Origin of the sequence: Heliobacterium chlorum, from assembly GCF_014502795.1 — a bacterium.
Taxonomy (GTDB): domain Bacteria; phylum Bacillota; class Desulfitobacteriia; order Heliobacteriales; family Heliobacteriaceae; genus Heliobacterium; species Heliobacterium chlorum.
Map to the genome: position 1 here is coordinate 38917 of NZ_JACVHF010000013.1, position 23330 is coordinate 62246.

18 protein-coding genes, 1 tRNA gene and 1 other RNA gene are annotated in these 23330 nt (G+C 45.9%); 14 read left to right on the forward strand and 6 right to left on the reverse strand.

The window, feature by feature from the left end; all coding sequences use genetic code 11:
• Positions 1-33 precede the first annotated feature (33 nt).
• Entirely contained in the window at positions 34-687 is a 654-nt protein-coding gene (locus H1S01_RS21540) for a spore coat associated protein CotJA (protein WP_188040829.1), read from the reverse strand.
• A 251-nt stretch (positions 688-938) separates the two neighbouring features.
• Between H1S01_RS21540 and ssrA the strand changes: the two genes are divergently transcribed.
• Positions 939-1291, forward strand: a transfer-messenger RNA (tmRNA) gene (ssrA, locus tag H1S01_RS12700).
• A gap of 242 nt (positions 1292-1533) precedes the next feature.
• Entirely contained in the window at positions 1534-2766 is a 1233-nt protein-coding gene (locus H1S01_RS12705; RefSeq protein ID WP_188040830.1) for an MFS transporter, read from the forward strand.
• On the opposite strand, the gene H1S01_RS12710 is transcribed toward H1S01_RS12705, so the two are convergent.
• Positions 2763-3665: a LysR family transcriptional regulator gene (locus H1S01_RS12710; protein WP_188040831.1), complete on the reverse strand. Its 903-nt coding sequence runs from the start codon at positions 3663-3665 to the stop codon at positions 2763-2765. The genes H1S01_RS12705 and H1S01_RS12710 overlap by 4 nt on opposite strands.
• Before the next feature lie 146 nt (positions 3666-3811).
• Between H1S01_RS12710 and H1S01_RS12715 the strand changes: the two genes are divergently transcribed.
• The 5 genes from H1S01_RS12715 to H1S01_RS12735 all read left to right on the forward strand — a co-directional run bounded on the left by H1S01_RS12715 (position 3812) and on the right by H1S01_RS12735 (position 8848).
• Positions 3812-5020 carry an MFS transporter gene (locus H1S01_RS12715; protein WP_341479098.1) on the forward strand — a complete coding sequence of 403 codons (1209 nt, stop codon included), beginning with the start codon at positions 3812-3814 and terminating at the stop codon, positions 5018-5020.
• A 315-nt stretch (positions 5021-5335) separates the two neighbouring features.
• Positions 5336-5620 (forward strand): hypothetical protein, encoded by a 285-nt coding sequence (locus H1S01_RS12720; protein ID WP_188040833.1) that lies wholly within the window; start codon positions 5336-5338, stop codon positions 5618-5620.
• Positions 5621-5715: 95 nt separating this feature from the next.
• Positions 5716-6189 (forward strand): MarR family transcriptional regulator, encoded by a 474-nt coding sequence (locus H1S01_RS12725; RefSeq protein ID WP_188040834.1) that lies wholly within the window; start codon positions 5716-5718, stop codon positions 6187-6189.
• Positions 6190-6345: 156 nt separating this feature from the next.
• Entirely contained in the window at positions 6346-7581 is a 1236-nt protein-coding gene (locus H1S01_RS12730; protein ID WP_188040835.1) for an MFS transporter, read from the forward strand.
• 157 nt (positions 7582-7738) lie between these two features.
• A complete protein-coding gene (locus H1S01_RS12735) occupies positions 7739-8848 on the forward strand; it encodes a hypothetical protein (RefSeq protein ID WP_188040836.1) in 1110 nt (369 codons plus the stop codon).
• 290 nt (positions 8849-9138) lie between these two features.
• Here the strand turns inward: H1S01_RS12735 and H1S01_RS12740 are convergent, their stop codons facing one another.
• Positions 9139-9792, reverse strand: coding sequence for a hypothetical protein (locus H1S01_RS12740; RefSeq protein WP_188040837.1), 654 nt, complete (start codon positions 9790-9792; stop codon positions 9139-9141).
• 724 nt (positions 9793-10516) lie between these two features.
• Here H1S01_RS12740 and H1S01_RS12745 point away from each other — a divergent pair.
• Complete coding sequence (locus H1S01_RS12745) at positions 10517-10711, forward strand: hypothetical protein (protein WP_188040838.1); 195 nt, start codon at positions 10517-10519, stop codon at positions 10709-10711.
• 110 nt (positions 10712-10821) lie between these two features.
• Here the strand turns inward: H1S01_RS12745 and H1S01_RS12750 are convergent, their stop codons facing one another.
• Positions 10822-11394 carry a hypothetical protein gene (locus H1S01_RS12750; protein WP_188040839.1) on the reverse strand — a complete coding sequence of 191 codons (573 nt, stop codon included), beginning with the start codon at positions 11392-11394 and terminating at the stop codon, positions 10822-10824.
• Between the two features lie 1862 nt (positions 11395-13256).
• On the opposite strand from H1S01_RS12750, the gene H1S01_RS12755 reads away from it, so the two are divergent.
• Positions 13257-16442, forward strand: coding sequence for an S-layer homology domain-containing protein (locus H1S01_RS12755; RefSeq protein WP_188040840.1), 3186 nt, complete (start codon positions 13257-13259; stop codon positions 16440-16442).
• A gap of 531 nt (positions 16443-16973) precedes the next feature.
• Here the strand turns inward: H1S01_RS12755 and H1S01_RS12760 are convergent.
• Positions 16974-17049: transfer RNA gene (locus tag H1S01_RS12760), tRNA-Thr, on the reverse strand.
• 227 nt (positions 17050-17276) lie between these two features.
• Here H1S01_RS12760 and H1S01_RS12765 point away from each other — a divergent pair.
• A complete protein-coding gene (locus tag H1S01_RS12765; RefSeq protein WP_188040841.1) occupies positions 17277-18473 on the forward strand; it encodes an HD domain-containing protein in 1197 nt (398 codons plus the stop codon).
• Positions 18474-18547: 74 nt separating this feature from the next.
• Here the strand turns inward: H1S01_RS12765 and H1S01_RS12770 are convergent, their stop codons facing one another.
• A complete protein-coding gene (locus H1S01_RS12770; RefSeq protein WP_188040842.1) occupies positions 18548-18877 on the reverse strand; it encodes a nucleotide pyrophosphohydrolase in 330 nt (109 codons plus the stop codon).
• Positions 18878-19063: 186 nt separating this feature from the next.
• Here H1S01_RS12770 and H1S01_RS12775 point away from each other — a divergent pair, with 186 nt between their 5' ends.
• The 4 genes from H1S01_RS12775 to H1S01_RS12790 all read left to right on the forward strand — a co-directional run bounded on the left by H1S01_RS12775 (position 19064) and on the right by H1S01_RS12790 (position 23110).
• On the forward strand, positions 19064-19738 hold the full coding sequence (locus H1S01_RS12775) for a TetR/AcrR family transcriptional regulator (RefSeq protein WP_188040843.1): 675 nt from the start codon (positions 19064-19066) through the stop codon (positions 19736-19738).
• Positions 19739-19885: 147 nt separating this feature from the next.
• Complete coding sequence (locus tag H1S01_RS12780) at positions 19886-21034, forward strand: HlyD family secretion protein (protein WP_188040844.1); 1149 nt, start codon at positions 19886-19888, stop codon at positions 21032-21034.
• 156 nt (positions 21035-21190) lie between these two features.
• Positions 21191-21958 carry an ABC transporter ATP-binding protein gene (locus H1S01_RS12785; RefSeq protein WP_188040845.1) on the forward strand — a complete coding sequence of 256 codons (768 nt, stop codon included), beginning with the start codon at positions 21191-21193 and terminating at the stop codon, positions 21956-21958.
• 12 nt (positions 21959-21970) lie between these two features.
• On the forward strand, positions 21971-23110 hold the full coding sequence (locus tag H1S01_RS12790; protein ID WP_188040846.1) for an ABC transporter permease: 1140 nt from the start codon (positions 21971-21973) through the stop codon (positions 23108-23110).
• The last annotated feature ends 220 nt before the right edge of the window (positions 23111-23330 follow it).

The window sequence follows — 23330 nt, forward strand, 5'->3', positions numbered from 1 at the left end:
TTTCCTCACAATCCCTCCCGATAAAATGACTTTTTAGGGCCGGCGACGAACATAAGGATGATAGAGCGGGGGGAAGATGGTTCCTTTGCATAAAGCCTCTGCGGGCGAGTAAAAAGGCGGGCAATAAGGTTGCCAGGGAACATAGGCCCGGGCGAGCGTCCACCCAGCTATGCAGGGCTCACAAGGAGATATGGCCTCGCCGTATTCCGGCATCGTGGGGCAAGGCATCGGTCGATAGGGCATTTGCTCGATCGGCGCAGTCTCGACAGGCATGGGCATCGGGGGACAAGGAGGCATCGGAACGTATTCAATCGGTGCGATGATCGGTTCCTGAGGCTCACAGGGAACAGGCGTGCAAGGAACGGGTTCGCAGGGCGTCGGTTGACAAGGGACCGGTTCACAAGGGACGGGCTGGCAGGGCATCGGTTGGCAAGGGACCGGTTCGCAAGGTACAGGCTGGCAGGGTACTGGCTCACAGGGGACCGGTTGGCAGGGTACCGGCTCCATCTTCACCGGCTCAATCACTGGCGGCGGCGGGGGCGGCGGAGTTGGCGGTAAAGGTTTCATCTTCGGCACTTGTGCCTCCGGAGCCACTTGCACCGGTGGAGCCGGGGGCATTGGGGCCATCGGTGGAGTATAAGGCATCTGCGGCGGCGCCGGGTAAACGGGCGGTTTCATCCGATTCATGTAAATGAGCACCTCCTCATGTTCGCTCCATCATATGCCAATTAAGGCATATTGGTACTACCGGCGCTCAAATTTGGACAAAGAAATCGGTTCCTAAAAAATCACCAAATTAAATTCCTTAAAAATCATCCTTTGATTTAACTGGTTTGTATTAACATTGAAAACCCAAACACTTTCGGGTATACTATAACTACGTTCGGATACCCTCCGATTCCCTGAAAGGCCGATCAGGCCTTCAGGAAGATGAACATGGGGGCGTAATGGTTTCGACGGGGAACGTGTTTGCTTGGGATGCGAGCCGGGTTGCCGCCAGGACCGTAAAAAGGGCGGAAGGCTTTAATTGCCGAAGATAACTACGCTTTAGCTGCTTAATTGCAGTCTAACCTCTTCTCCTCTGTGCTCTCGGTGAGGATGTAAGGGGTCATTTAAGAGAGCTGGCTTCGACCAATTCTCGGAGGTCCAAGCGAGATTTATCGAGATAGCCTGACCAACGCTCTGTCTGCCGTGCGGAAGGAAGGCGAAATCTAAAACGACAGACTACGCTCGTAGTGTCCTCTGTGGGCATTTCTTCGGACGCTGGGTTCGACTCCCGCCGCCTCCACCAAAAACCTCATAAAACCATGGGTTTGGGAGTACTTAATTGGCTTAAAAAATCAACCTGCTCGAAAGAAGATTAACTCCGGACACCCTACGTCAGATAAATGACGTGGGGTGTTTTTATTTTGGCTAAAGGGGGAAACTGGACAAAATCATCGTAAAGGAATCATTTGATGGCCAAGGATCAGCTTATCCTTCATCCATAGAAGTTCGGAAAGTGCTCTTAATATCGACTAAAGGTCGTGCAATATGAGTAAAATCACGAAGAAAGTTACCGATGTTTTCCCGGCATTGAGTCACCGGAACTTTCAATACTTTTGGTACGGACAATGTATTTCGCTGTTGGGAACATGGATGCAAAGAGCGGCCCAGCAGTGGCTGGTATATACACTGACCAAATCCGCTTTTTTGTTGGGGATTTTGGGGGTGGGCCAATTTGGTCCCATGATGATTTTTTCTCTCTTTGCTGGTGTACTTATCGATAGATACTCAAAAAAGAAAATACTGATAATTACCCAGATCGTCTTAATGATTCAGGCCTTTGTATTGTCTTACTTGGTCTTTTCGGGAGGCGTCAGGTATTGGCAAGTTCTTACTTTGGCGATAACTCTGGGATTGGTCAATACCTTAGATATGCCCACAAGGCAGTCTTTCATCATCGAGCTTGTCGGGAAAAAGGACTTAACGAACGCCATTGCTTTAAACTCCACCATTGTCAATCTGGCGAGAATTGTCGGCCCTTCTGTTTCGGCACTCTTAATGGCCAGCTTTGGAGCAGGACTATGTTTTTTCCTCAACGGGATTAGCTTTATCCCAGTCATCCTCGGTCTATTTCTGACAAGACCCATAGCCTTAAACACGAAAAGGGTATCCCAAAAAATTCTTCCGGACATTGGGGAGGGGTTGCGCTATGTAGCCGCAAAACCGGCGATATTCAGCGCGGTGCTGGCCATGCTGGTCGTTGGGACTTTTGCCATGAATATGGATGTAATTATTCCTGTCTTTGCCGACCGGGTGTTGCACCAAGGAGTACATGGCTATGGGTTGTTGCTCTCCGCATCCGGCATCGGTTCCCTTATTGGGTCTGTGTTGTTAGCGGCAAAGTTAAAAACGAACCCCAGCCAAAAAATTATTTTTCTAAGCGCGATGATGATATCGTTGTTTCTTATCTTGATGAACTTTATTCATTACACCCCGTTAGCGGTTATAGTCACGGCGATCATCGGATTTTTTAATATGATTTTTATGACGTCAGTGAATTCAACGATTCAGTTGAATTCTGATGATGCCTATCGGGGAAGAGCGATGAGTGTCTATACGTTAACTTTTGCCGGAACTACACCGATAGGGAATTTTTTTGCCGGCAGCTTTACAGAAGGGTTGGGTCCTGGCTTTGGTTTTCTGATGTGTGGTGTAGTCACAGGTCTACTCATCGTAGCCATTGTCGCTATGCTTTACGTAAAAAACCGCTCACAGAATTAAACGGGGTCTTGAAGATTAGCCGTCATTTTTTGAAGATAGTCAACGACAAAGTCATAGAATTGTTGTGCCGCTTTCGATTGATAACGCCCTCTGGCCCTCGCTACCCCGATGGTCCGTTGACACTTTGGATTTCGAATCGGCAGCGGCTGCAGTAAGGGATCGGAAACGCCAATCCAAGAAAGGGCCGGAAGAAAGGCCACGCCTAATCCGGCCTTGACTAATTCACGGATTACGGCTGGCTCGTCGCCTTCAAAGGTGATATTCGGGGTAAACCCAGCCTGCCGGCAGTACGCATCTGTAATGTCCCGGAATCCATGGCCTGTTCGTAAGCTGATAAAGGGTTCATCGGCTGCATCTTTAAGATCAATGGATTGCTGGCCGGCCAATGGATGTTCGACCGACACGGTTAAAAATATCTCCTCTTCCAAGAGAGATTGCCAATCGATGGAGAGGCCTTCGATGGGGACGGAGGAGATACAAAGGTCGATCTCTCCCGTTTCGAGTTGCTCTTTCATAGACAAGGTGGAGCCTAAAAACTGACGAAAGCGAACATGGGGGTATCGCTGTAAGAACGAACCGAGCAGGCCGGGGAGGATTCGGGGGTTCGTGACTGCAAAAGAGACAACCCCTTGGTCTAAGCCGGCTAGGTCTTGTAGCTCTCGTTTTCCTTCATTGAGTTCCATGAAAACATTCTCTACCCGCCGGAGAAAGGCTTTTCCGAAGGAATTAAGCCGAATCTGCCGGCCTTGGCGGTCAAATAGGGATACGCCCAGTTCTTCTTCTAGGCGGGAAATGGTTTTGCTTAGTGACGGCTGCGCAATGTTAAGTTTTTGCGCGGCTTTCGTCATGTGTTCCAGTTGAGCGGTCATTCGAAAATATTTGAGCTGAAGCAGATCCATTCGTGTTGTTTCGCCTCAATTCATAGCTTTAGGAGAATGGTTTTATAACTAATTATATATTGGATATTATCACGAGAGAAGTTTATCATTATCATAGTTATCGGATAAAAATGCGGTCAATGCAAATCGAAAAAGGAGTAAAACCATTGGAACTAACGGAACGTAAACGACGCAGCGGAAGAATGATTACGGTTTTTTCCACGTTCCTTGCCTTTATGGGGATAGGCGTGGTGGACCCGCTGCTGCCTGTGATTGCCGAACAAATTGGAGCCAGCCACTGGCAAGTGGAGATGCTGTTTACCGCCTATATTTTTACGATGGCCTTGATGATGCTCCCTTCAGGACTCTTGGCCGGGAAACTAGGCGACAAAGTGATGATGATGTCCGGCTTAGCGATCGTACCCGTATTCTCGATGCTTTGCGGGTTTTCGGATTCGATAGCTCAGCTTTCCATCTTTCGGGCCGGATGGGGATTGGGGAATTCCATGTTTTTTGCCACGGCCATGACTTTGCTGATCGCGCTGTCGAAGGATGTCAGTTCCGCCGTGGGCATGTATGAGGCAGCGATCGGCCTCGGAATGGCTGGCGGACCTCTCGTAGGCGGAATCCTCGGGGGCTATTCCTGGCGGTATCCTTTCTACGCGACAGGCAGCTTGATTTTCATCGCTTTTCTTCTTCAGTTGATTTTCGTGAAAGAACCGGCAAATATGCAAAAACGGAAATCGGCGGGACTTCGTGAAATGGGCCGTCTCTTTGCCCATATGCCGTTTCTACAAGGCGCTGTAGGCGGTATGTTTTATTATTACGGTTTCTTTACCGTTTTGGCCTATTCCCCCTTAATCCTTAAATTGTCCGCCATTCAGTTAGGATTCATTTTTTTTGGATGGGGTCTATGTCTAGCTTATGGCTCGGCGATACTTTCTCATCAGTTGGAGGAGAAATGGAAAACAAAGTCGCTTTTGCGGTTTGGGTTGATCGGTTACGCTTTGTTGCTTCTCATGCTGTTATTGGCACAGCCCATATGGTTGGAAATTCTAATTATCATTCTTTCCGGGTTGATTTCTGGCCTGAATAATGCACTCTTTACCAGTTATGTCATGGAGTCATCTCCGTACGCACGAGGGATTACATCCGGTGTTTATAACTTTGTTCGTTGGTTAGGGGCGGCGATTGCGCCCATCTTATCCGGTCTCATCGGCGGCATGGTTGCCCCGAAATATCCCTTTTTAGTTTCTGGAATCATTGTTTTTGCGGGGTTTTTGGTCATGCTCATCCCCGTTAAGCAAGTCGACGATGATGGAATAGATTCGTCGAAAGAGTTGGTAGAACTTAGCCCTACTTTTGTTTCGGAATAAATGGAAAAAGCCAATGGCGTAACCGCCTTGGCTTTTTCAGCATCGTAAAAGAAATCAAGCTTATTCTGTTTGTCGCTTTCGGATTCAGGTAGTTGTAAATAGTGAATCATTTGGTAAAATATTCAGGAGAATTGTCTATAAAAATAAAAGAAAAGAATTGATACGCTCTACGAAATACCACCAAAAGACGGACGGGTCATTTGCGTAGACGAGTTTGGCCCCATTGAGGTTCGACTGTATCCGAGAAAAAGGTTTCAAAAAGGGAACTCTGAGTGTCAAACGTGCTGATTTCAAATATATCAAGGAGATAAACAAATGACAATTGAACAAATTAAAGAGCGGTTGGAACAATTACGATCCAATACGCCTATCATCGCAGGTATGAAGCATGAGTATGAGATAATAGAAGAAAGACAGTGGGTTAATCTGTACATAGAGAACGAACACTATTCCTACACCATTTCAGCAGAGAAGAATCTTCTGAGTGGGTATGCAATGAGATACGATCACCTTACTTTTAATTTTCCAGAAGGGGAGTTCAATGAAGAAACGTGGACTAAAATTATTAATGAGATAATTTCATTTGAAGAAGAGATATAATCAGCCGTTCTTTCATTAAAATTTACCGGGCTATGGAAAACTTGAAAAACACGTGTCTTATATAGTTAATGCACCAACGGGTGGGAGGACAACCCATGAACAAAGAAGAACAGGTTATAATGGGCTTTAGGGACTTATTTAACAAGATGGTTTGGCTTAATAAGTTTAAGATGGAAGAGAGTCTTAAGGGGTATAAGTCTTCCGAAGTACATTGCATCGAATACATTGGAAGAAATCTAGATTCCAACGTGACAAAACTTGCGGAGTCCTTTTATATGACTAGGGGTGCCATCAGTAAATTAACGAAGAAGCTCATAGAAAAAGGTCTCATCGAAAGCTACCAGAAGCCGGATAACAAGAAAGAAATCTATTTTAGGCTTACGGAGCAGGGGAAAGTAATTTATAAAATCCATGCGGAACTGCACAAAGAGTTTCAAGAGCGGGATAAAGACGTATTTGAGCAGGTAACTGAGGAACAGTTTGACAGTATGCTTCGCTTTGTAGAAAAGTATAGTAGGCATTTGGATGCAGAAATAAAGAAGCTGGGTGTAGATATTCAGTCGGAATAAATTTAAATAATCAAAATGAAACCAAAGGCAGCCCAACTCTATTGAGAACAGGCTGCCTTTTTATTGTGATTATTTTGTTGACAAGGAAACAAAATAACGATACGATAAATATGTTTCCGAGGAAGCAAAATCATAACTTTTGAAGGGAGAATGTAAGTGTTCAAATTTAGATCACACAATGAACAGAACACCGCACAAACTGTAGATAAAAAGGCGTTACTATTCGGTCTTATGTCTGTGTTTCTTTGCGGAATAGGCTTCAGCATCATAGCACCGGTTGTCCCATTCTTAGTGCAGCCTTATATAAGCAATCCGGGAGATCAGGCTATCGTTGTTACGTTGCTGACCTCTGTTTATGCAGTCTGCGTGTTTTTTGCGGCCCCCGTACTTGGCGCTTTGAGCGACAAATATGGCCGTCGTCCATTGCTCTTAGTATGCCTTTTAGGTTCCGCCATCGGGTACTTCGTTTTTGGCATCGGAGGAGCTCTATGGGTACTCTTTGCTGGACGCATAATCGAAGGTATAACAGGCGGAAGCATAAGCACTATCTTCGCATATTTTGCAGACATCATTCCCAGAGAACAGCGAACCAAATACTTTGGATGGATGAGTGCAGTTGTCGGTGTAGGTACCGTCATTGGCCCAACGCTAGGCGGATTACTTGCCAAGTTTGGTTATTCTGTACCCATGTATTTTGGAGCCATAATAACCTTATTGAATGTGGTTTATGGGTTCTTTTTTATGCCCGAGAGCCTTGACAAGAATAATAGGCTGAAAGAGATTACCTTAGTAAGACTGAATCCATTCACACAGCTCGCAAACGTACTTTCCATGAAAAACTTAAAAATGCTACTTGCCTCAGCGTTCTTACTTTGGATACCCAACGGATCATTACAGGCAGTTTTTTCACAATTTACAATGGATACTTTCAGTTGGAAGCCTGCCCTAATCGGACTTATGTTTTCAATTATGGGTGTCCAAGACATCATTTCCCAAGGTTTCATCATGCCAAAGCTTTTGATAAAACGTAGTGATAAACAGATAGCCATTCTTGGAATGGTTTCGGAGATTATGGGATACGGTCTTATTGCAGCATCGGCGTTGTTCTCATTCTATCCCCTTTTTATCGTTGGAACGTTTATATTTGGTTTTGGCGATTCGATCTTTGGGCCTTCCTTCAATGGGATGCTCTCCAAATCTGTTGATTCTAGTGAACAAGGACGGATTCAAGGAGGTAGCCAATCGATTCAGGCTTTAGCAAGAATGATTGGGCCTATCATGGGAGGGCAATTCTATGTATCCCTGGGTCATGCCGCGCCCGCGTTTATGGGTATGATCCTTATCGCAGCAGCAATACCCGTTTTGTATAAAGGTACGCATGTAAATATGTGAACCACGAGAAATAAGTTTTGTCTTAAAAAAATCTTAAAACCAAATTCATAAAATACCCAAGATTTGTTCACAGAATGGACACAATCAAGCGTTACGATATATCTGTAAGGAGAACTTACCACAGAAAAATAAAAACGAACTCAAGGAGATGAAAGTCATGAAACCAACCAAATTGAATAAAGCTATCTGTGGCCTCGTGATGGGCGGAATCTTGCTGATCGGCGGTATCGCTTTTGCAGCCGATTCCACCAATGCGCAACCGTCCATGTGGGGACGGCATCAGAGCCAAGGGAAAGAACAAGGTCCACGGATGATGGGGACCCATATTAAAGATATTCTTTCCTCGTTAGTGACTGCCGGAACGATAACCCAAGCACAAGCCGATCTGATTACAGCGGCCCTTCCGCAACCACCCCAAAATTCGCTGAATCAGCTGGTGACAAACGGTACGGTAACTCAAGATCAACTCAATGCGATTCTGCAAGCCCTTCACGGAAACAAACAAGGCGACCTAAAAGGGGATAAACGGGAAAACCCGCTTACTAAACTGGTGAGTGACGGCGTGATTACCCAGGCCCAGGCCGATGCGATCAAAGCGAAATTCCCCAAACCCAGTGAAAAAGCTGCCGACAAATCCCAAGCGCCTGTAAAGTTTGAAGATATTCTCGCTTCTCTTGTAACCGATAATACGCTGACGCAAGAACAGTCCGAGGCGATTGCCGCCGCTATGCCCAAACATGATGGCCCCTTCGCCCAATTCGTTCAAGAAGGAACCATCACTGCAGAACAAGCCAAAGCGATTATGGACAAATTCCCGAAACCCGGAGATAACCAACAAGGTACACCTGTAAAATACGAAGATATCTTGTCTACACTGGTGAGCGACGGTACCCTGACGCAAGCGCAAGTTGACACTATGAAAGCATCGATTCAACAGGAACGGGAAAAACACAGCCCGGCGAACTTACTGGCTCCCCTCGTCACGGCTGGTACCATCACGCAAGCTCAAGCTGATGCAGCGGTCGCCCTTCTGCCGACGCCTGGCAGTCAGCCTGCCGAAAAGAAAGCTCCCCTATCGCTGAAAGATACCTTGGCGAACTTGGTCACAGCTGGTTCCATTACTCAAGCCCAAGCCGATGCAATCTTAGCGAAACTCCCTCAACGTCCGGCAAATGATAATGGACAGGCTGGAACCAAACAAGGAAACGCCGGGGGGAAATCCTTCGGTGGATTCGGTGGCGGCTTCCACGGACGCGGAATGCGATAAAAGATAAACCTTTGCGAACCGGACATTTCGAATACGAAGTATCTACGAAATATCGTAGATACTTCGTTGTTTTAATGCCGTTTTTCTTTTTTCGATTATCGTATAAGGGGTATTCGGTTCACTATGAACCATAGTTGGGTAGAAACTATAACTGGTTAATGACTTGGATTAATGTACTTGGAACGGTTATGTTTTGGGAACGTCTGTCATTATGAATGAAACGACGATGAATCCTATGGAATATCTCTTCATTTCATACCCTACCCATCAACAACAGTTGATAAGCAGATCTACACCGTAATACGGATTTGAATTTTCGACGTTTTTAAACCGAGACGCCGTTGAAGGTCAGGTGCCACTCCTACAACAATCGTCGAACCAGCTTGAAGAGATTCAAATATGTAGTGATATCCTGAAACGGTGGTTCCACTGGAACCCTGTATATCAAAAGGTATATTTGATAGGATTTTCAGGTGATCGTGATAGTCACCGCTCTCCTGTAATCCTTTCAGTGGACCCATTTGCTCATACTTGGCGGGGAGCGTCGAAGACATTTGAATCCGCTGTGATAGGACAAGCCGAATCTTAGAATCGTGCATCTCTATCACACCGTCGCTGGGGATGGGTGTATCATTAACGGTTAAAGTATAATGACAGAGTTTTTCGGCAACAGAGATGAGTTGTTCCTCGGTCATTGTTTTCAGAGCCACTTCGTTAAACTCTTTATAATCTTCAAGTTCCTTTTGTAGGGCTAGGTCTGGTAACGCTGAAGAGGAAATATCATGAGAGGTTGGTGGATTTTCTGTAGGAACCGCATTTACAGGTTGCGATGGATGAATAGCACTGCATCCAGTCAATGGGAACAGCAACAGACAGCAGCTTATTGCGGCTTTTGTCGCCAATTTGTTGCTATTGAAACTCTTCAACAAGCCCGATTTCACCATAGTAACCCCTCCATGTATATCGATCGTAGTACTCCCTAATGGAGAAACATCCTCGCCACAGCATAGATGAATACAACAAATGAAACCAAATATAAAACAGGCAAAGAGGAACGAATAATTCGATGCTGTAACCTCACAAAGTCTTCCCGTTTATGCACCGCGATGAACAACCATCCGACAAGTATACCTATTATCGAAAAATACCCGTATCCATCATCAAACACGATAGGCACCACCCTATAATTTCACTAAGTGGTTCACAGAATTCAGTTATATCTAGAACAGTATTGCTATTTGACCCGTTTAAATAGCATTGCTTTTCGCAGACAATTGGTATCCGTAATATGGAATTAATGGATACCAATTAGAGACGCGAACGATATTTTCCTGTTGAGATTGAAAAAATACTTCACGCTAACTTTTCAGAGCGCGTAGCCAGCAGAATATTGATGGATTATGGAAATCTTGTATTCTTAGTTACTCTGACGGTTGTACTGATCGTGTTATTGGTTGGTTTCATTCGGGAACGCCAGTTAGATTATCATCGAAAAAATGTAAGTTTACTCGACAGGGAAACCACACTTTTGAAGATCCATCTTGAAAGGTGGATTTTTTTGCCACGGTATATGCCTATATACGAAAAGATAGTAGAAACTTTACAAACAAAAGAATGTCTAACTCGTACCTATTATTGCTATAATTTCTATTGAAAGGGAGGTTAGAGATGATAGGGATAAACCATGCGGAAGTGGAGCAACTCTTTCTGAAAAAAGGTATCGACGACGACAAACTATTATCTGCCGGAGAGGTTAAGGAAATCGTGAAAGAAATCATCTTGATCAACAATGCGGCTATAGAAAAGAAGTTAGCCGACGCCATGGCAAAAATTTTTGGAATACCCCAGAATCCAGAGCATTGAAGAAAGTAAAAACAGCTTTAAGGAGAGCTCCGAGTCAGGCGCTTTTTTGATCCGTTACAAAAAAATGAAAAAAAGCCCCATTCCTCTTATAAGGTTGGGGCTTTTTTGTTTTACTTGCCCGGTGTCGGAGCGGCATTTTGAAAAATGGTTGCTACCTGCTGATCTAAAGCACTGGCTTCGGCAAAGTAACCGTTAGCGACAGTAACTCTGGATAAATCGTTGTTTTCTAAAGCCGCTATAAACTCGTTCATTCCCTGATTGTTTTTTGTAATCATCTTTATCATGGTATCTTGGGCTTCACGCATTGACGAAGGCGGATTAATCCCTGAAAGTTGTTCAGACGACTTCGCGTAAGACGGTAGAATTTCGTCCCTTATTTTCTGGGCGAAGTCTTTTCCACTCAAGGTACCATTAGCAGCTTGTTGGCGGAGGTTTTCAAAGTTGGTATTGTTTTTTTCGATATCAGCGAAGATAGGTGTAATTTTTAAGAGATATTCAGCCGTTTCAGCCTCAATTGTCGGAGACGATTGACTCGAAGATGGAGTAGGTTCGGGAGCGGGGACATTTGTAGCGGTACTTTGCTGCTGGTTACTGCTAGCCGGAGCCTGATTACTACCTCCGCCGCAACCGGTCAGTGCAAGAATGGCAGAAGCCACTACGCCAATAAGAACCTTCTTGAACATTTCCTTTCCCCTTTCATATAAATGTTTCTACTCCACTAATAATTTATACTCAACGAAACAATTTCATGCTTAAACAAAAAATTATTTGAACATATCGATATGACCCGGGGCACCGACTGACGATAAAGCGCCCGGACAAGCTGATTGTTTCAGCGACGAAACGAGAATCCGGGCCAAAGATGCTAGAGAGCACAATCGACCCACCGATTAGACGAGTAAACATACTGACCGGGGAAATTGAACGATTCAAGTCGACTTTTCAAGACGTATCCACACCTGTTAACAAACTGTGAGCAATTTCTGGAAATTTCTTAGGGAGGGAGCATTATGCCAGAGCTAACCGCAGACCGGAAGCTGCCACTGCGGAATTAGCGATAAGAGCAATTGAACCATTTGGGAGTACGATGTAACGGCTTTTTATGGAGAAATTGACCGATAAATCTAAGACGAACGCATAAAAAAATACCCCGCAAAAACGCGGAGTGCTACTAACTGGAGCTCTTCAGAGGGCAAAAGCACATTAGAATATATGCCGCAATAAGCGATAAGATGAGCAAAATAGAAAGTAGCCCGTTGATACGGACTCTTTCTGATAGGGTATAGGGAGATTGGAGAGATTGGAGAGATTGAGGGTTGCATTGAACATGAACCAGTTACGCAAAAGAACAGTGCAACAGTACATATTATTACCAGACTAATGGATTTTCTAATCGTGCTATGTTATCACTCAGTGATTTTTATAAAAACAAAAATTCCCCACGAAATAATCGGGGGGGATAGAAAGGGTGGCTTGTTATGAAGGAGTGCTGATTCATGACTGTAAAATATACGTTGAAATCAATCAATTTACGGACCAAATTAGAAAAAATACCCCGCGATAACTTGCGGGGCAATGACATAGAGAGACTTAAGGCATGTCAACATTTATATATGTGCTTATAATCAGCAATATGCCTTTTTAAATCATCAAGAGAACTGACTCGTTCAGCCTTTCGGTCCTCTTTCGTATAGTAACCCCCCCCGGCACATTGCCACTGTCATGACTCGAAACATTAACAGAGACCTTCTCAACGGATAAAACTCGAGAAATAAAAAATATTTGCTAATATTTGTATTTTGTGTATGTGCAATAATTTACTGGATGATATAATGGTGATGCAACCGGCCCATCAACTCACTATCCCCCTACTAGAGAGTACGAAACGCTAGCAGGGGGAATTCTTTTTGAATGAAAGTCCCGGTCTAGTTCTTGAAATTCCGCCGTCAAATTGCCGGTAAGGACAAAAATTAAAGGCTCACGATTTCTCGCAAGCCTCGATCTCACTGGAGCCGATGGCCGGGCTCGAACCAGCTACCTATTGTTATGAATCTGTTGAAGTCTAAAAGTGTTAAATTCGATTAGAGTTGTGAGACTTGTTGTACTAGGAAGTAAAGAAGGAAGAGATGGAGTATATTTTGTCAGCAGCCATGCGCAACCGGAGAGAGGTGCGGATTTGGTTGCAAGACGGGAAGTGGCTGTCGGCGAAGTTTTGTATGTAGTGGATATGGGTGTCGATCGAGGAAGTAAGGTTGAGCGACATTATCGATGTGTTGGAATAAAACAAACCCTGACCTATGTGTCGGGGTTTTTTCATTCGGAGTCCTGTCTGAATGGTCAGCTTTTAAACTTTTAACAAACAAGGAGTCGATGTAAGCAGGAAAAGAGAGAATTTTCTAGTAATAAAGTGATATTGACATAAATAACAGGAGTGCATAACGTTCATTAACCAGAACTACAAAAAAGCTAAAGGGAGGCGGGTAAAGTTTTTATATCGGAGTAGGAAACAGCTCAATTAATATTTGATAAGAAGGAGGAAGAAACGTTGAATCATACTTTAGTGAAAAAGATCTTACTATTGTTTTCGCTAACTCTTATCGTTTTTACTTGTTATGCTTCTCAGGGTAGCGCTGGTGTTTCATCACCGAAAGTACATTTATTCCATACAGGTAACGTAAGGGACTATGATACAGTTCAAGACGCAGTTTACGAAGCGGTAGACGGAGATACTGTTAATATTGATCCAGGAACATTTGTTGAACAAGTAAGCATAACGAAAAATATCACCCTACACGGAGCTGGCACAGATCAAACTATTATTCAATCACCTAGCAGAAATGAGCTAGCTCAAAGTGGTGGTGACTGGAAAAACCTTAAAAACCAAGACGTATACGCTGTAATCGGTATTAAAACTGATTCGGATTCTGGGGAAGTCCTAATTAAAGACTTAACGGTGGATGGTAATGATCAAGGATATCTACCCGAAAGTACATATGATGTAAATCATAGGATGGACTTTGACTTTGTCGGAATCGGTGCCTATAACACAAATGTAACCATCGACTCGGTAAGGGTAACCGGTGTTCGTGAACTGGCATCAGATTATGGCATGTCTACACCAAGCGGATACCTGCCTTCAGACCAACCAGCGGGGGCGAATCATAACGAGGGTATTTTCGCTGAAAGCGCCCAAGGAACAGCAGCCCATACTCTTACTGTAAAGAACTCTACAATAGATAAGTTCCAGAAAACAGCCATACTTGCCTGGGGACCAACTTTGGAAGTTAATATTCATGATAACCTTATCCAGGGTTACGGGCAGACGCTATACAGCACCGGAAATGGTATACAGGTAGGCTCTTCCGATCGTTCTGGTCAAGGTGGCGCTAATGGTGATCGCCGTGGAACTACGGGGATTATTAGGGATAATAATATTCTTGGTATCGGGGTTGTAATTCCACCGGAGGGCGAGGAAGGAAGCTATCTCAACCTAGGACTATCTGGGCCTTCAGGGATTTTACTTTATTATGCCGGTGATGGGGTTCAGATTGAAGGAAATACAATTACTAGGCATCCGTATACTTCATGGCATAACGATGGAACTTCCGATGATGGTGGATTCTCAAATATGGGCATTGATATTTACGAGGATTCGAATGCCATTGTTGAAGATAATGTAGTTTCCGGTTTTGACTATGGGATTTTAGAAGAAAGTTCAAGTGCCGGTTCACATTTGCGTGCATCAGGAAATAAATTGACAAATAACGCAATCGCTTTTTGGAGCGGCCAAGGGAATGACGAAATAACCTTAGGTCAAGACGCCGAAGTAATTGCTTTTAACCAAAGTGGTAATGGGGTAGACACTCTAACCAATTTTGGCACCGGTGATGCCATTAATGTAATCGGTTTTGCTACTAATTCCGTTAATGGTTATGTCTATGGACAGCCTGTGGTGGATTTTACAGGAGGAGCGGTAACTAGCGGCGACGGAACTAATGTTGCTGCAAAGTCCGTACAGGTTTTCACTTCAGGAAATACCACCAAGCTCTACATTGATACTGATGGGAATTCAGGAGTTCCTGAGTTAGAGGTAAATTTAAGGGGAATTTTTAAGCCAGAAAACTTTGAACTTGGAGATGGTTTCATTCGCTTTGTTGCCGTCGTGCCTGATGCCCCTACCAATGTAACAGCTTCCGCAGGTAATGGACAAGCTACTATAAGTTTTAGCCCTCCATTGTATAGTGGCGGTATTCCCATTACATCGTATGAAGTGATATCAAACCCAGGCGGCATTACGGCTACGGGAAATGGATCTCCCATTACGGTAACGGGGCTGAGTAATGGCACAAGTTATACGTTTACAGTTAAGGCAAAAAACGCGGTCGGTGAAAGTGCTGAGTCAGTCCCTTCCAACCAAGTTGCACCTCACTCCTCTTCTAGCGGAGGTGGCAGTACCCAGAATTCTACACCCTCGCAGAATAATCAGGTAGACGTTCTGGTTAATAATAAGGCAGAAAACGCTGGCACCTTGACTACGTCAAATATTGACGGAAAAACTGTTGCAACAATAACGGTTGACGAAAGAAGAATCGAGCAGAAGCTAGAAAGCGAAGGGGTAAATTCGGTCATAACCATTCCAGTTAACGCCAAGGCAGATATTATTGTAGGCCAAATTAACGGTCAAATGATTAAAAATATGGAAAACAAGGAGGCGGTCCTGGAAGTAAAAACGGATAGGGCTACCTATACGCTTCCTGCTCAGCAAATTAATATTGATGAGATATCGAAAGAGCTGGGGAATAACATCACCTTAAAAGATGTCAACGTACAAGTTGAGATTTCAAAGCCAAATGAGGACACGGTTAAAGTTATCCAAAATGTAGCGAAAGCGAATGAGCTTACTATCGTGGTACCTCCGGTAGAATTCAATGTGAAATGTTCATACGCAGGAAAAACAGTAGAAGTTAATACCTTTAGCGCTTATGTAGAAAGAACTATCCCGATACCGGATGGAATTGATCCGAGCAAAATAACAACTGGTGTCATCCTGGATGTAGACGGAACAATTCGGCATGTACCCACAAAGGTCGTCGCTATTAACGGCAAGTATTTTGCGAAAATTAACAGCCTAACAAACAGTGCCTATTCGGTAATATGGCATCCCATAGAATTTTCCGATGTATCTAATCACTGGGCAAAGGATTCCGTCAATGACATGGGATCAAGAATGGTGATTAGTGGCGTCGGAAACGGAAATTTTGAGCCAGAACGAAATATTACTCGGGCTGAATTTGCAACTATTATCGTCAGGGCACTTGGTCTAAAACCTGGGACAGGTAAGAATAATTTCACCGACGTTAATCCTTCAGACTGGTATTGCCAATACGTCGAAACAGCTTTTGACCGTGGCATCATTAACGGGTACGGGGACAATAAATTTGGTCCCACGGATATGATAACTCGTGAACAGGCCATGACAATGATTGCAAAAGCAATGAAGATTACTGGTTTAAAGGTTGATTTGAAGATTGATGAATCGGATAATCTTCTGAAACAGTATCTAGACTCCGGGGATTCATCTGAGTGGGCAAAAACAAGCATAGCTAATTGCATAAAGACTGGAATCGTAACGGGGAAAAGTGGAACGATGATTGCACCGAAAGATGATATCTCCAGGGCAGAAGTCGCAGTAATTGTCAAACGACTACTGCAGAAGTCTAGGCTAATTTAAGGTTGAAAAAGCCCTGATTTCCTTCATTGAAAATCAGGGCTTCCCTGTTTTTATCTTATAATCCGCTTCGGCTAGTTTAATTGTTAACGTTTAGTTTATGAAGGAATGTTTGTCTATGAAAGTTGGCGACAAACTAGTTTGCGATAATGGACGGACATATACGCTCTTCTATGGTGACGACGATTATGACTTTTCGCTCATCAATGAATTGGGAGTAACGGTTACTCGTATTTCGGAGTATCAATTACGATATTGCCTTAGTTTCGATGAGAGATACCAGCAACTGTTATGTGTAAGTATGGATCATGGTAAACCTAACTACACCAAAATTCTACGGTACATTGAAGTCTGACGGATTGTGTATTAAAACGGATTTTCAGATGGGGCTACCTTCATTTTCGGTTACTTAAAAAGCTACGTCGGGGTGTGATTTAAGGTTGAATTAGGGTAATTAGGTGTTGTTTGTCCCCAGATTGTCCCCAAAACAGAAAAACAAAACGCCTCCAGATGCCTGGAGGCGTTGATTTCCACTGGAGCCGATGGCCGGACTCGAACCGGCGACCTATTGATTACGAATCAATTGCTCTACCAACTGAGCTACACCGGCGTATTCTGTTGCTTTGAGTATCGTTCCCCTTGGGACGAGAATCAGTTTAACACAAAGAGCAAAACGAGTCAACTGGAAAATTTTCTAGGGCTATATCACCAGACTCTCATAATTACTCGACGTCAGTAAGGAGAAAAAATCATAAAACCCGGGGATAGGAATTCGCTCGCTTTTGCCGAATAGGGATCTAATGAACGTTATTGTTCGGTGGAGGAAGGCGATCAACCATGAGTAAATCCGTATCATCCAATGAATGTGCTATCGATCCTATCGATTCGATCGATAATCCGAACGGTCCGGACACGCCGGACACTCCTGGTAATCCTAGCATTTCGGGCACCCCAGTTGAAACTGACTCGCGGCGCAACCGCGAAGAAGGATGTCTGGGTAAAGAGGATCTCTTTGAGGTAATCATCAAGTCGATGCATGAAGGGCTGCTGCTCATTGATTGTCGTCGACGGATTAATATTATCAACGAGGCGGCGGTACGCATCTTGGGACTCGAAAGCGTAGCAGCCGTACGGGGAACGTTAATTGAAGAGACTGTCGGTCTAGTCTTTAACCCAACTCCTGCAGAGTATGCACAATTGAGCCATTGGAAACAAGTGCTTGAATCGGGAGTGCCTCGGTTTGATGTAGAACGGCGAACCTTGTCGGGGAAAAATCTGCAGGTGAACTTCGTTCCCGTTATCAAAGAGGGAGAGGTCCGAGGCGTCTTGGCGACGATTCAAGATGTGACGGCGAGTAAACAACTGAAAGAAAGCCTAATCCGGGCCAACCAAGAGCTCGAGGAGGCCTTCTCGCTTACACTGCCGAACTCCAAAGTGACCCTAAAGCTCAAGACGACGCCGGAATATGTCGACGTCTATGACGCCGGCTCGGGGACTATAACGATTACAGATATCATCCAAGATGGATCCTATCGCCATGTCATCAACGCGCTGAAAGTTCTTGCCGATCTACATAAACAAGGCATTACCGAACAAATCGGCATCGAAAAAGATACACTGGTACAGGCCATCCTTTTTCACGATTTAGGCAAAGTCCAACCGAAAGCCAAAATCGGAGACGTAGTCACACCGGTTCAGTTCTTTGAGGATGGACGAAAACATGCCGAACGGAGTGCCGAATTCGCTGCTCATTACTACCGGCAACCTCCGGACGTGGTGGAACTGATTCGGTACCATCATCACCGGGAGCAAGAGCTTCCGGACACCTTCCCGTTCCGGCTGCTGCCCATGCTGCGCTTGCTCCAACTCGTCGACGGTCTCTCGGCAGGGTTGACACGCCGGAAGAACCAGATGGCTTTTACCGTCGAAGGAAGCGCCATCGTCATCCGGGAACATTCGGTCCATCCCCAATACAACAACATCCGCCGTATCGACTTGTTTACCGGTGAGGTAATTGTACAGTCGATCTCATAAACGGAACCGGGACATTCAAAAAGTCCATCCAAAAGCCCATTACTGAAGATAAACCCATCCTTCGAACGATGGGTTTAATTTTTTTTCCGCGTCCACCGGTCCTTGTCCCGGACTTCGTACTTTTCCATCGTCCGCCGGAAAATATCGCCTAGATCGTACCCCCGGGAGTTGCAGAGACAGACCAGGATAAAGAGGATATCACCGATCTCCAGTTCCATATCGCCGTCCGCTTCGCCGGGCTTTTTCTTTTTGGGACCGAATTGGTGAGACACTTCCCGAGCCAGTTCCCCTAACTCTTCACAGAGACGGATCACGAGTGTGGGCGGATCAAAATAACCTTCTTCAAATTGAGAAATATACTCATCGACCCGAGCCTGTACTTCCTTCATCGTCAGCGAGTCCATATACAATCACCTCAATGTTACCTTAGCCCGCTCCAGGAGTTTTGTCCAGATTCCCGAAGAAATATTATAGTGACTAGCTATTGACAGGTATTGGTCGCCAGTTCACAATGTAAGTAATCACTCACTTTTTAGAAGTGAATACATTCAAAGCGTGAGCAATAACTTGAACTAGAGGTGGGAAACTCGATGGATGATCGAAGCTTATCAGAACGACCGAATTCAACGGGTCTCCAAGAACCTTCCGACCTGCAACTCACGGACAAACAATGGAACATCCTCGACGCTGCCCTAGCTGTCTTTACAGAAAAAGGATTCAGTGCCGCCACGACGAGCGAGATCGCCCGTCAAGCCGGCGTCTCCGAGGGAACGATTTTCCGCCACTTTAAGACGAAAAAGGACATCCTTCTGGCCATGCTGGTTCCATTGATCCGAAACACGATGGGACCCAAGAGCGTAAACTCCCTGACCCAGATGATTGTAAAAAACGAAAACCTTCCCCTGCGGGAAGTGCTGCTCATGATTGCCCTTGAACGGCAAGATTTCCTCTTAGAAAATCAGGCCCTGCTTCGTTTGATCTTAACGGAAGCCCAATACCATCCCGAACTCCGGGAAGCAATCATCGGTGAAGTAGCTTACAAAAGCCAGGAACAGCTCATCCGTCTAATAGAGCAGCGGCAGCAAAAGGGGGAGATTCGCCAAGACCTTCCCGCTTGGGTGTTAGTCCGTTCTTTTTTCGGCATGGTAGTCGTTTACATGCTCTCCGGGGTGATGTTGACGAAACGAGAAGCGGGAAAAGACAACCGAGAGGAGATCCTGAAAATTATCGATCTCTTTTTGAATGGGGCAGTGGCAGAGAAATAGCTTGAAGCTAAAGCAAAGCCGGTGCATAAAGCAAAACCGGTGTAGAAAGCAAAGCTAAACCGATAACCGAAGCAGATATAGAAAACGAATCTATAGGCAGAAACCGAAACCGAGCTGAGGAGAAACAAGGGGGAGGGGGATTTACCGATGAAGCCTGGGAAGGGTCTCGTCATAGGCGGCGTAGTCGTTATTGTCGCTGCGACACTGTTGGGAATCGGCCTGTACGCTTCTAAGCATAGCGGCACGTCGATCATGGCCGGAATCTTCAAACCAGCCAAGACACTCTATTCCGGGACAATTGAAGGTACCATGGTCCCGGTTCAGCCGGAGATATCTGGACGTATTGCCGAACTTCGCGTTCAGGAAGGACAAGAAATCAATGCGGGTGATGTGATCGCCGTCTTAGAACCACAGACAGCCCAATTGAATATGTCCGTCGCAGAAGATGATCTTAAACAGGCCGAGTCAAAGCTGTTGGACCTGGTCAACGGCAGCCGTGCCGAGGAAATTCGCCGCTACCGAGCCAATGTCGATCAGTATCAAGCGACGGTCGATCAGATGGCTGCTTCGTCGGCGCAGGTGAAGGCCCTCGTAGCCCGAGATGAGGAGAACTTACGCCATGAAGAAAAGATACTCAAAGACAGCCAAACCCTCCATGACGCTGGTGCCTTGAGCAGCCGCGAACTGGAAAATGAGCAGAATAAGGTAGAGACCTTGCAAGCCCAACTGGATAGCAGCCGGGCGCAGTTGGACGGGAGTCAAGCCCAAATTGGATCTGTCCGTGCCCAGTTAGCTGCCGCTCAAGCGAACCTGGATCAAGCCTTGGCAGGATACACAGAACCGACCATTCAAGCCCAGAAAGCAGTCGTAGACAGTCTACGGGAAAAGGTACGACTGGCCCAAGTCAATCTGGACAAAACCGTGATCAAAAGCCCCGTCAGGGGGCGGGTTCTATATAAGCATGTAGAACTTGGTCAAGTCGTCAACACGGCATCGCGCCTCGTCACGATCCTCAATGAACAGGATCTTTGGGTGAAAGTCTATATTCCCGAAGCGGAGCTGAGCAACATGGCCGTCGGCAAACCGGCCAAGGTCAGTGTCGACGCCTATCCGGAACAAGTCTTTGACGGACAAGTCACGCAAGTTAGTGACAAGGCCGAATTTACCCCGAAAAACGTACAGACCAAGGAAGAGCGTACGGCTCTCGTGTTCGGTGTAAAGACTCAACTAAAAAATGGACTAGATCTGCTAAAGCCAGGGATGCCAGCAGACGTTGCTTTCGAAAACACGAACTGAGCCGATTGACCGTCTAGATAAGATTCAGTGGCTCAGCAAGACTGTATGGCTGTAGAAATCTAGAACTACAGAAATCTAGATTTCTAGAGATTGAGAACTCTAGACGTTAGAACGTACATCTAAGTAATACTACCCTCGCCGAAAGGAGGCAAGGGAATGGGAAAAACCGAACTGGCTATCGACTGCCAAGACCTGGGCAAACGGTTTGGAAACTATACGGCAGTGCAGGGTGTGACCTTTCAACTGCCTGTCGGATCGATCATGGGGTTTGTCGGGCCGAACGGCGCCGGAAAAACGACAACGATCCGCATGCTCTGTGGCGTCTTGATGCCGACGGAGGGACATGCTACTGTCCTCGGCTTTGATGTAAAAACGCAGCCCGAAGAAATCAAGCAGCATATCGGCTATATGTCTCAGAAATTCAGCCTCTATGAGGATCTGACCGTTCGCGAGAATATCGACTTTTACGCGGGAATCTATAACCTGACGGGAGTTCTCGCGGCTGAGCGCAAGCGGCAAGTCATCGAGCGGATTGGTCTGAACGAACGCCTGCCTCAACTCGTCCACTCTCTGTCAGGCGGTTGGAAACAGCGGGTCGCGCTGGCCTGTGCCTTGCTCCACGAACCGAAACTGCTCGTCCTCGACGAACCGACGGCCGGTGTCGACCCCGTGTCCCGGCGGGTCTTTTGGCAGATTATCCATACGTTAGCTCGAGAAGGCATGACCATCCTCGTCAGCACCCACTACATGGACGAAGCCGACACCTGTGATTACCTAGGATTCGTCTTCTACGGCCAACTGATCGCCTTTGGCACACCCGCTGAGATGAAGGCAAAGGAAAATAAAGCCAACCTAGATGATCTCTTTATCCATTACGTCGAACGGGAAGCCGCTGACGATCCGCGAAACAAGGGAAAGCGGTAAGGGGGGAGAAGGATGAAGAGGTTTAACTGGTCCCGTTTTATGGCCATCTTGATCAAGGAGTTCCGTCAAATCGCCCGAGATAAACCGAGCGTCATCATGGCCGTCGGTATGCCTGTGATCATGCTTTTGCTCTTCGGATACGCTGTCAATACCGACGTAGACCACATGCCGACGGTCGTCTGGGACCAGTCCATGAGCCAAGATAGCCGTGAAGTGATCAGTTCCCTACGAAACTCCACTTATCTTGACCCCGATTTTTACGTCCGGGGATATGATGAGATCAGAGGCTATCTTGATAGTTCGTCGGCCCGGGTTGCTGTTATCATCCCCCCTGACTATGGCAAGCAGGTGCAGGGCAACGGAAATACGGCTGTACAAGTTCTCGTCGACGGTTCTGATCCGACGGCCGCCCGGGCCGCAATGTCGGCGGTACAAACGGTCGGCTTTAACACCGGTTGGGAAGTACAAGCGGAACGGCTCGCCCAGCAGGGAGGACAAACCCCGGTCCTTCCGGTACAGGTGGAGACAAGGGTTTGGTATAACCCGGACATGAAATCGCTCGTCTTTAACATCCCCGCGCTGATCGGATTGATCATTCAAAACGTCATTGCCATGCTCACCGCTTTTTCGTTAGTCCGGGAGAAAGAGCGGGGTACCTTGGAGCAATTAGTCGTGACGCCGGTGCGGCCCACTGAACTGATGCTCGGTAAACTCGTCCCCTTTGTGATCATCGCCTTTGTCTCGCTTATGCTTATTCTGAGCGTCGGCATCTTTTGGTTCGGCGTTCCGCCGAAAGGGAGCTTTCTGCTACTCATCATATTATCGATGCTGTTCGTGACGACCGTTCTCGCTATCGGTTTGCTTATCTCTACGATCTCTCAAACCCAACTGCAAGCGATGCAGATGACCATCTTGCTGATTCTCCCATCCATCCTGCTTTCTGGCTTTATCTTTCCCCGCGATACGATGCCGCTTTTGCTCAAGGGACTCGGTGGCGTTGTTCCATTGACCTATTTCTTAGTCATCGTGAGAGGGATATTTTTAAAAGGAATCGGACTGGAGTACCTCTGGAAGGAAACATTGGTCCTAGCGACCTTTTCATTCGTCCTCTTTTTCCTCGCGGCCAAGCGATTCCGGAAGAACCTCGACTAAGTGTTGATACACAAAAATACTTTTGAAATACGTATTGCTTTCTTACCTCTTCCGTGAATCGTAAGGGTAAATGAGAATCAAAGGCGGGAATCCGTCGTGAAAAAGTGACCGGCAGGAAAGGCTAGCCAATGGTAAATGAAACTATCCGTCACGGTAAGTCGCCGCTTAAAAAGGGAGCGGCTTTTTTCTTTTTTATCCTGTAAATTCCCAAAAGCGTTGC

What these genes read in the sequence shown, in the direction of transcription:
- H1S01_RS21540 (WP_188040829.1), bottom strand. Translation starts at nt 687, where the DNA reads ATGAATCGGATGAAACCGCCCGTTTACCCGGCGCCGCCGCAGATGCCT.
- H1S01_RS12705 (WP_188040830.1), top strand. Translation starts at nt 1,534, where the DNA reads ATGAGTAAAATCACGAAGAAAGTTACCGATGTTTTCCCGGCATTGAGT.
- H1S01_RS12710 (WP_188040831.1), bottom strand. Translation starts at nt 3,665, where the DNA reads ATGGATCTGCTTCAGCTCAAATATTTTCGAATGACCGCTCAACTGGAA.
- H1S01_RS12720 (WP_188040833.1), top strand. Translation starts at nt 5,336, where the DNA reads ATGACAATTGAACAAATTAAAGAGCGGTTGGAACAATTACGATCCAAT.
- H1S01_RS12725 (WP_188040834.1), top strand. Translation starts at nt 5,716, where the DNA reads ATGAACAAAGAAGAACAGGTTATAATGGGCTTTAGGGACTTATTTAAC.
- H1S01_RS12735 (WP_188040836.1), top strand. Translation starts at nt 7,739, where the DNA reads ATGAAACCAACCAAATTGAATAAAGCTATCTGTGGCCTCGTGATGGGC.
- H1S01_RS12740 (WP_188040837.1), bottom strand. Translation starts at nt 9,792, where the DNA reads ATGGTGAAATCGGGCTTGTTGAAGAGTTTCAATAGCAACAAATTGGCG.
- H1S01_RS12745 (WP_188040838.1), top strand. Translation starts at nt 10,517, where the DNA reads ATGATAGGGATAAACCATGCGGAAGTGGAGCAACTCTTTCTGAAAAAA.
- H1S01_RS12750 (WP_188040839.1), bottom strand. Translation starts at nt 11,394, where the DNA reads ATGTTCAAGAAGGTTCTTATTGGCGTAGTGGCTTCTGCCATTCTTGCA.
- H1S01_RS12765 (WP_188040841.1), top strand. Translation starts at nt 17,277, where the DNA reads ATGAGTAAATCCGTATCATCCAATGAATGTGCTATCGATCCTATCGAT.
- H1S01_RS12770 (WP_188040842.1), bottom strand. Translation starts at nt 18,877, where the DNA reads ATGGACTCGCTGACGATGAAGGAAGTACAGGCTCGGGTCGATGAGTAT.
- H1S01_RS12775 (WP_188040843.1), top strand. Translation starts at nt 19,064, where the DNA reads ATGGATGATCGAAGCTTATCAGAACGACCGAATTCAACGGGTCTCCAA.
- H1S01_RS12780 (WP_188040844.1), top strand. Translation starts at nt 19,886, where the DNA reads ATGAAGCCTGGGAAGGGTCTCGTCATAGGCGGCGTAGTCGTTATTGTC.
- H1S01_RS12785 (WP_188040845.1), top strand. Translation starts at nt 21,191, where the DNA reads ATGGGAAAAACCGAACTGGCTATCGACTGCCAAGACCTGGGCAAACGG.
- H1S01_RS12790 (WP_188040846.1), top strand. Translation starts at nt 21,971, where the DNA reads ATGAAGAGGTTTAACTGGTCCCGTTTTATGGCCATCTTGATCAAGGAG.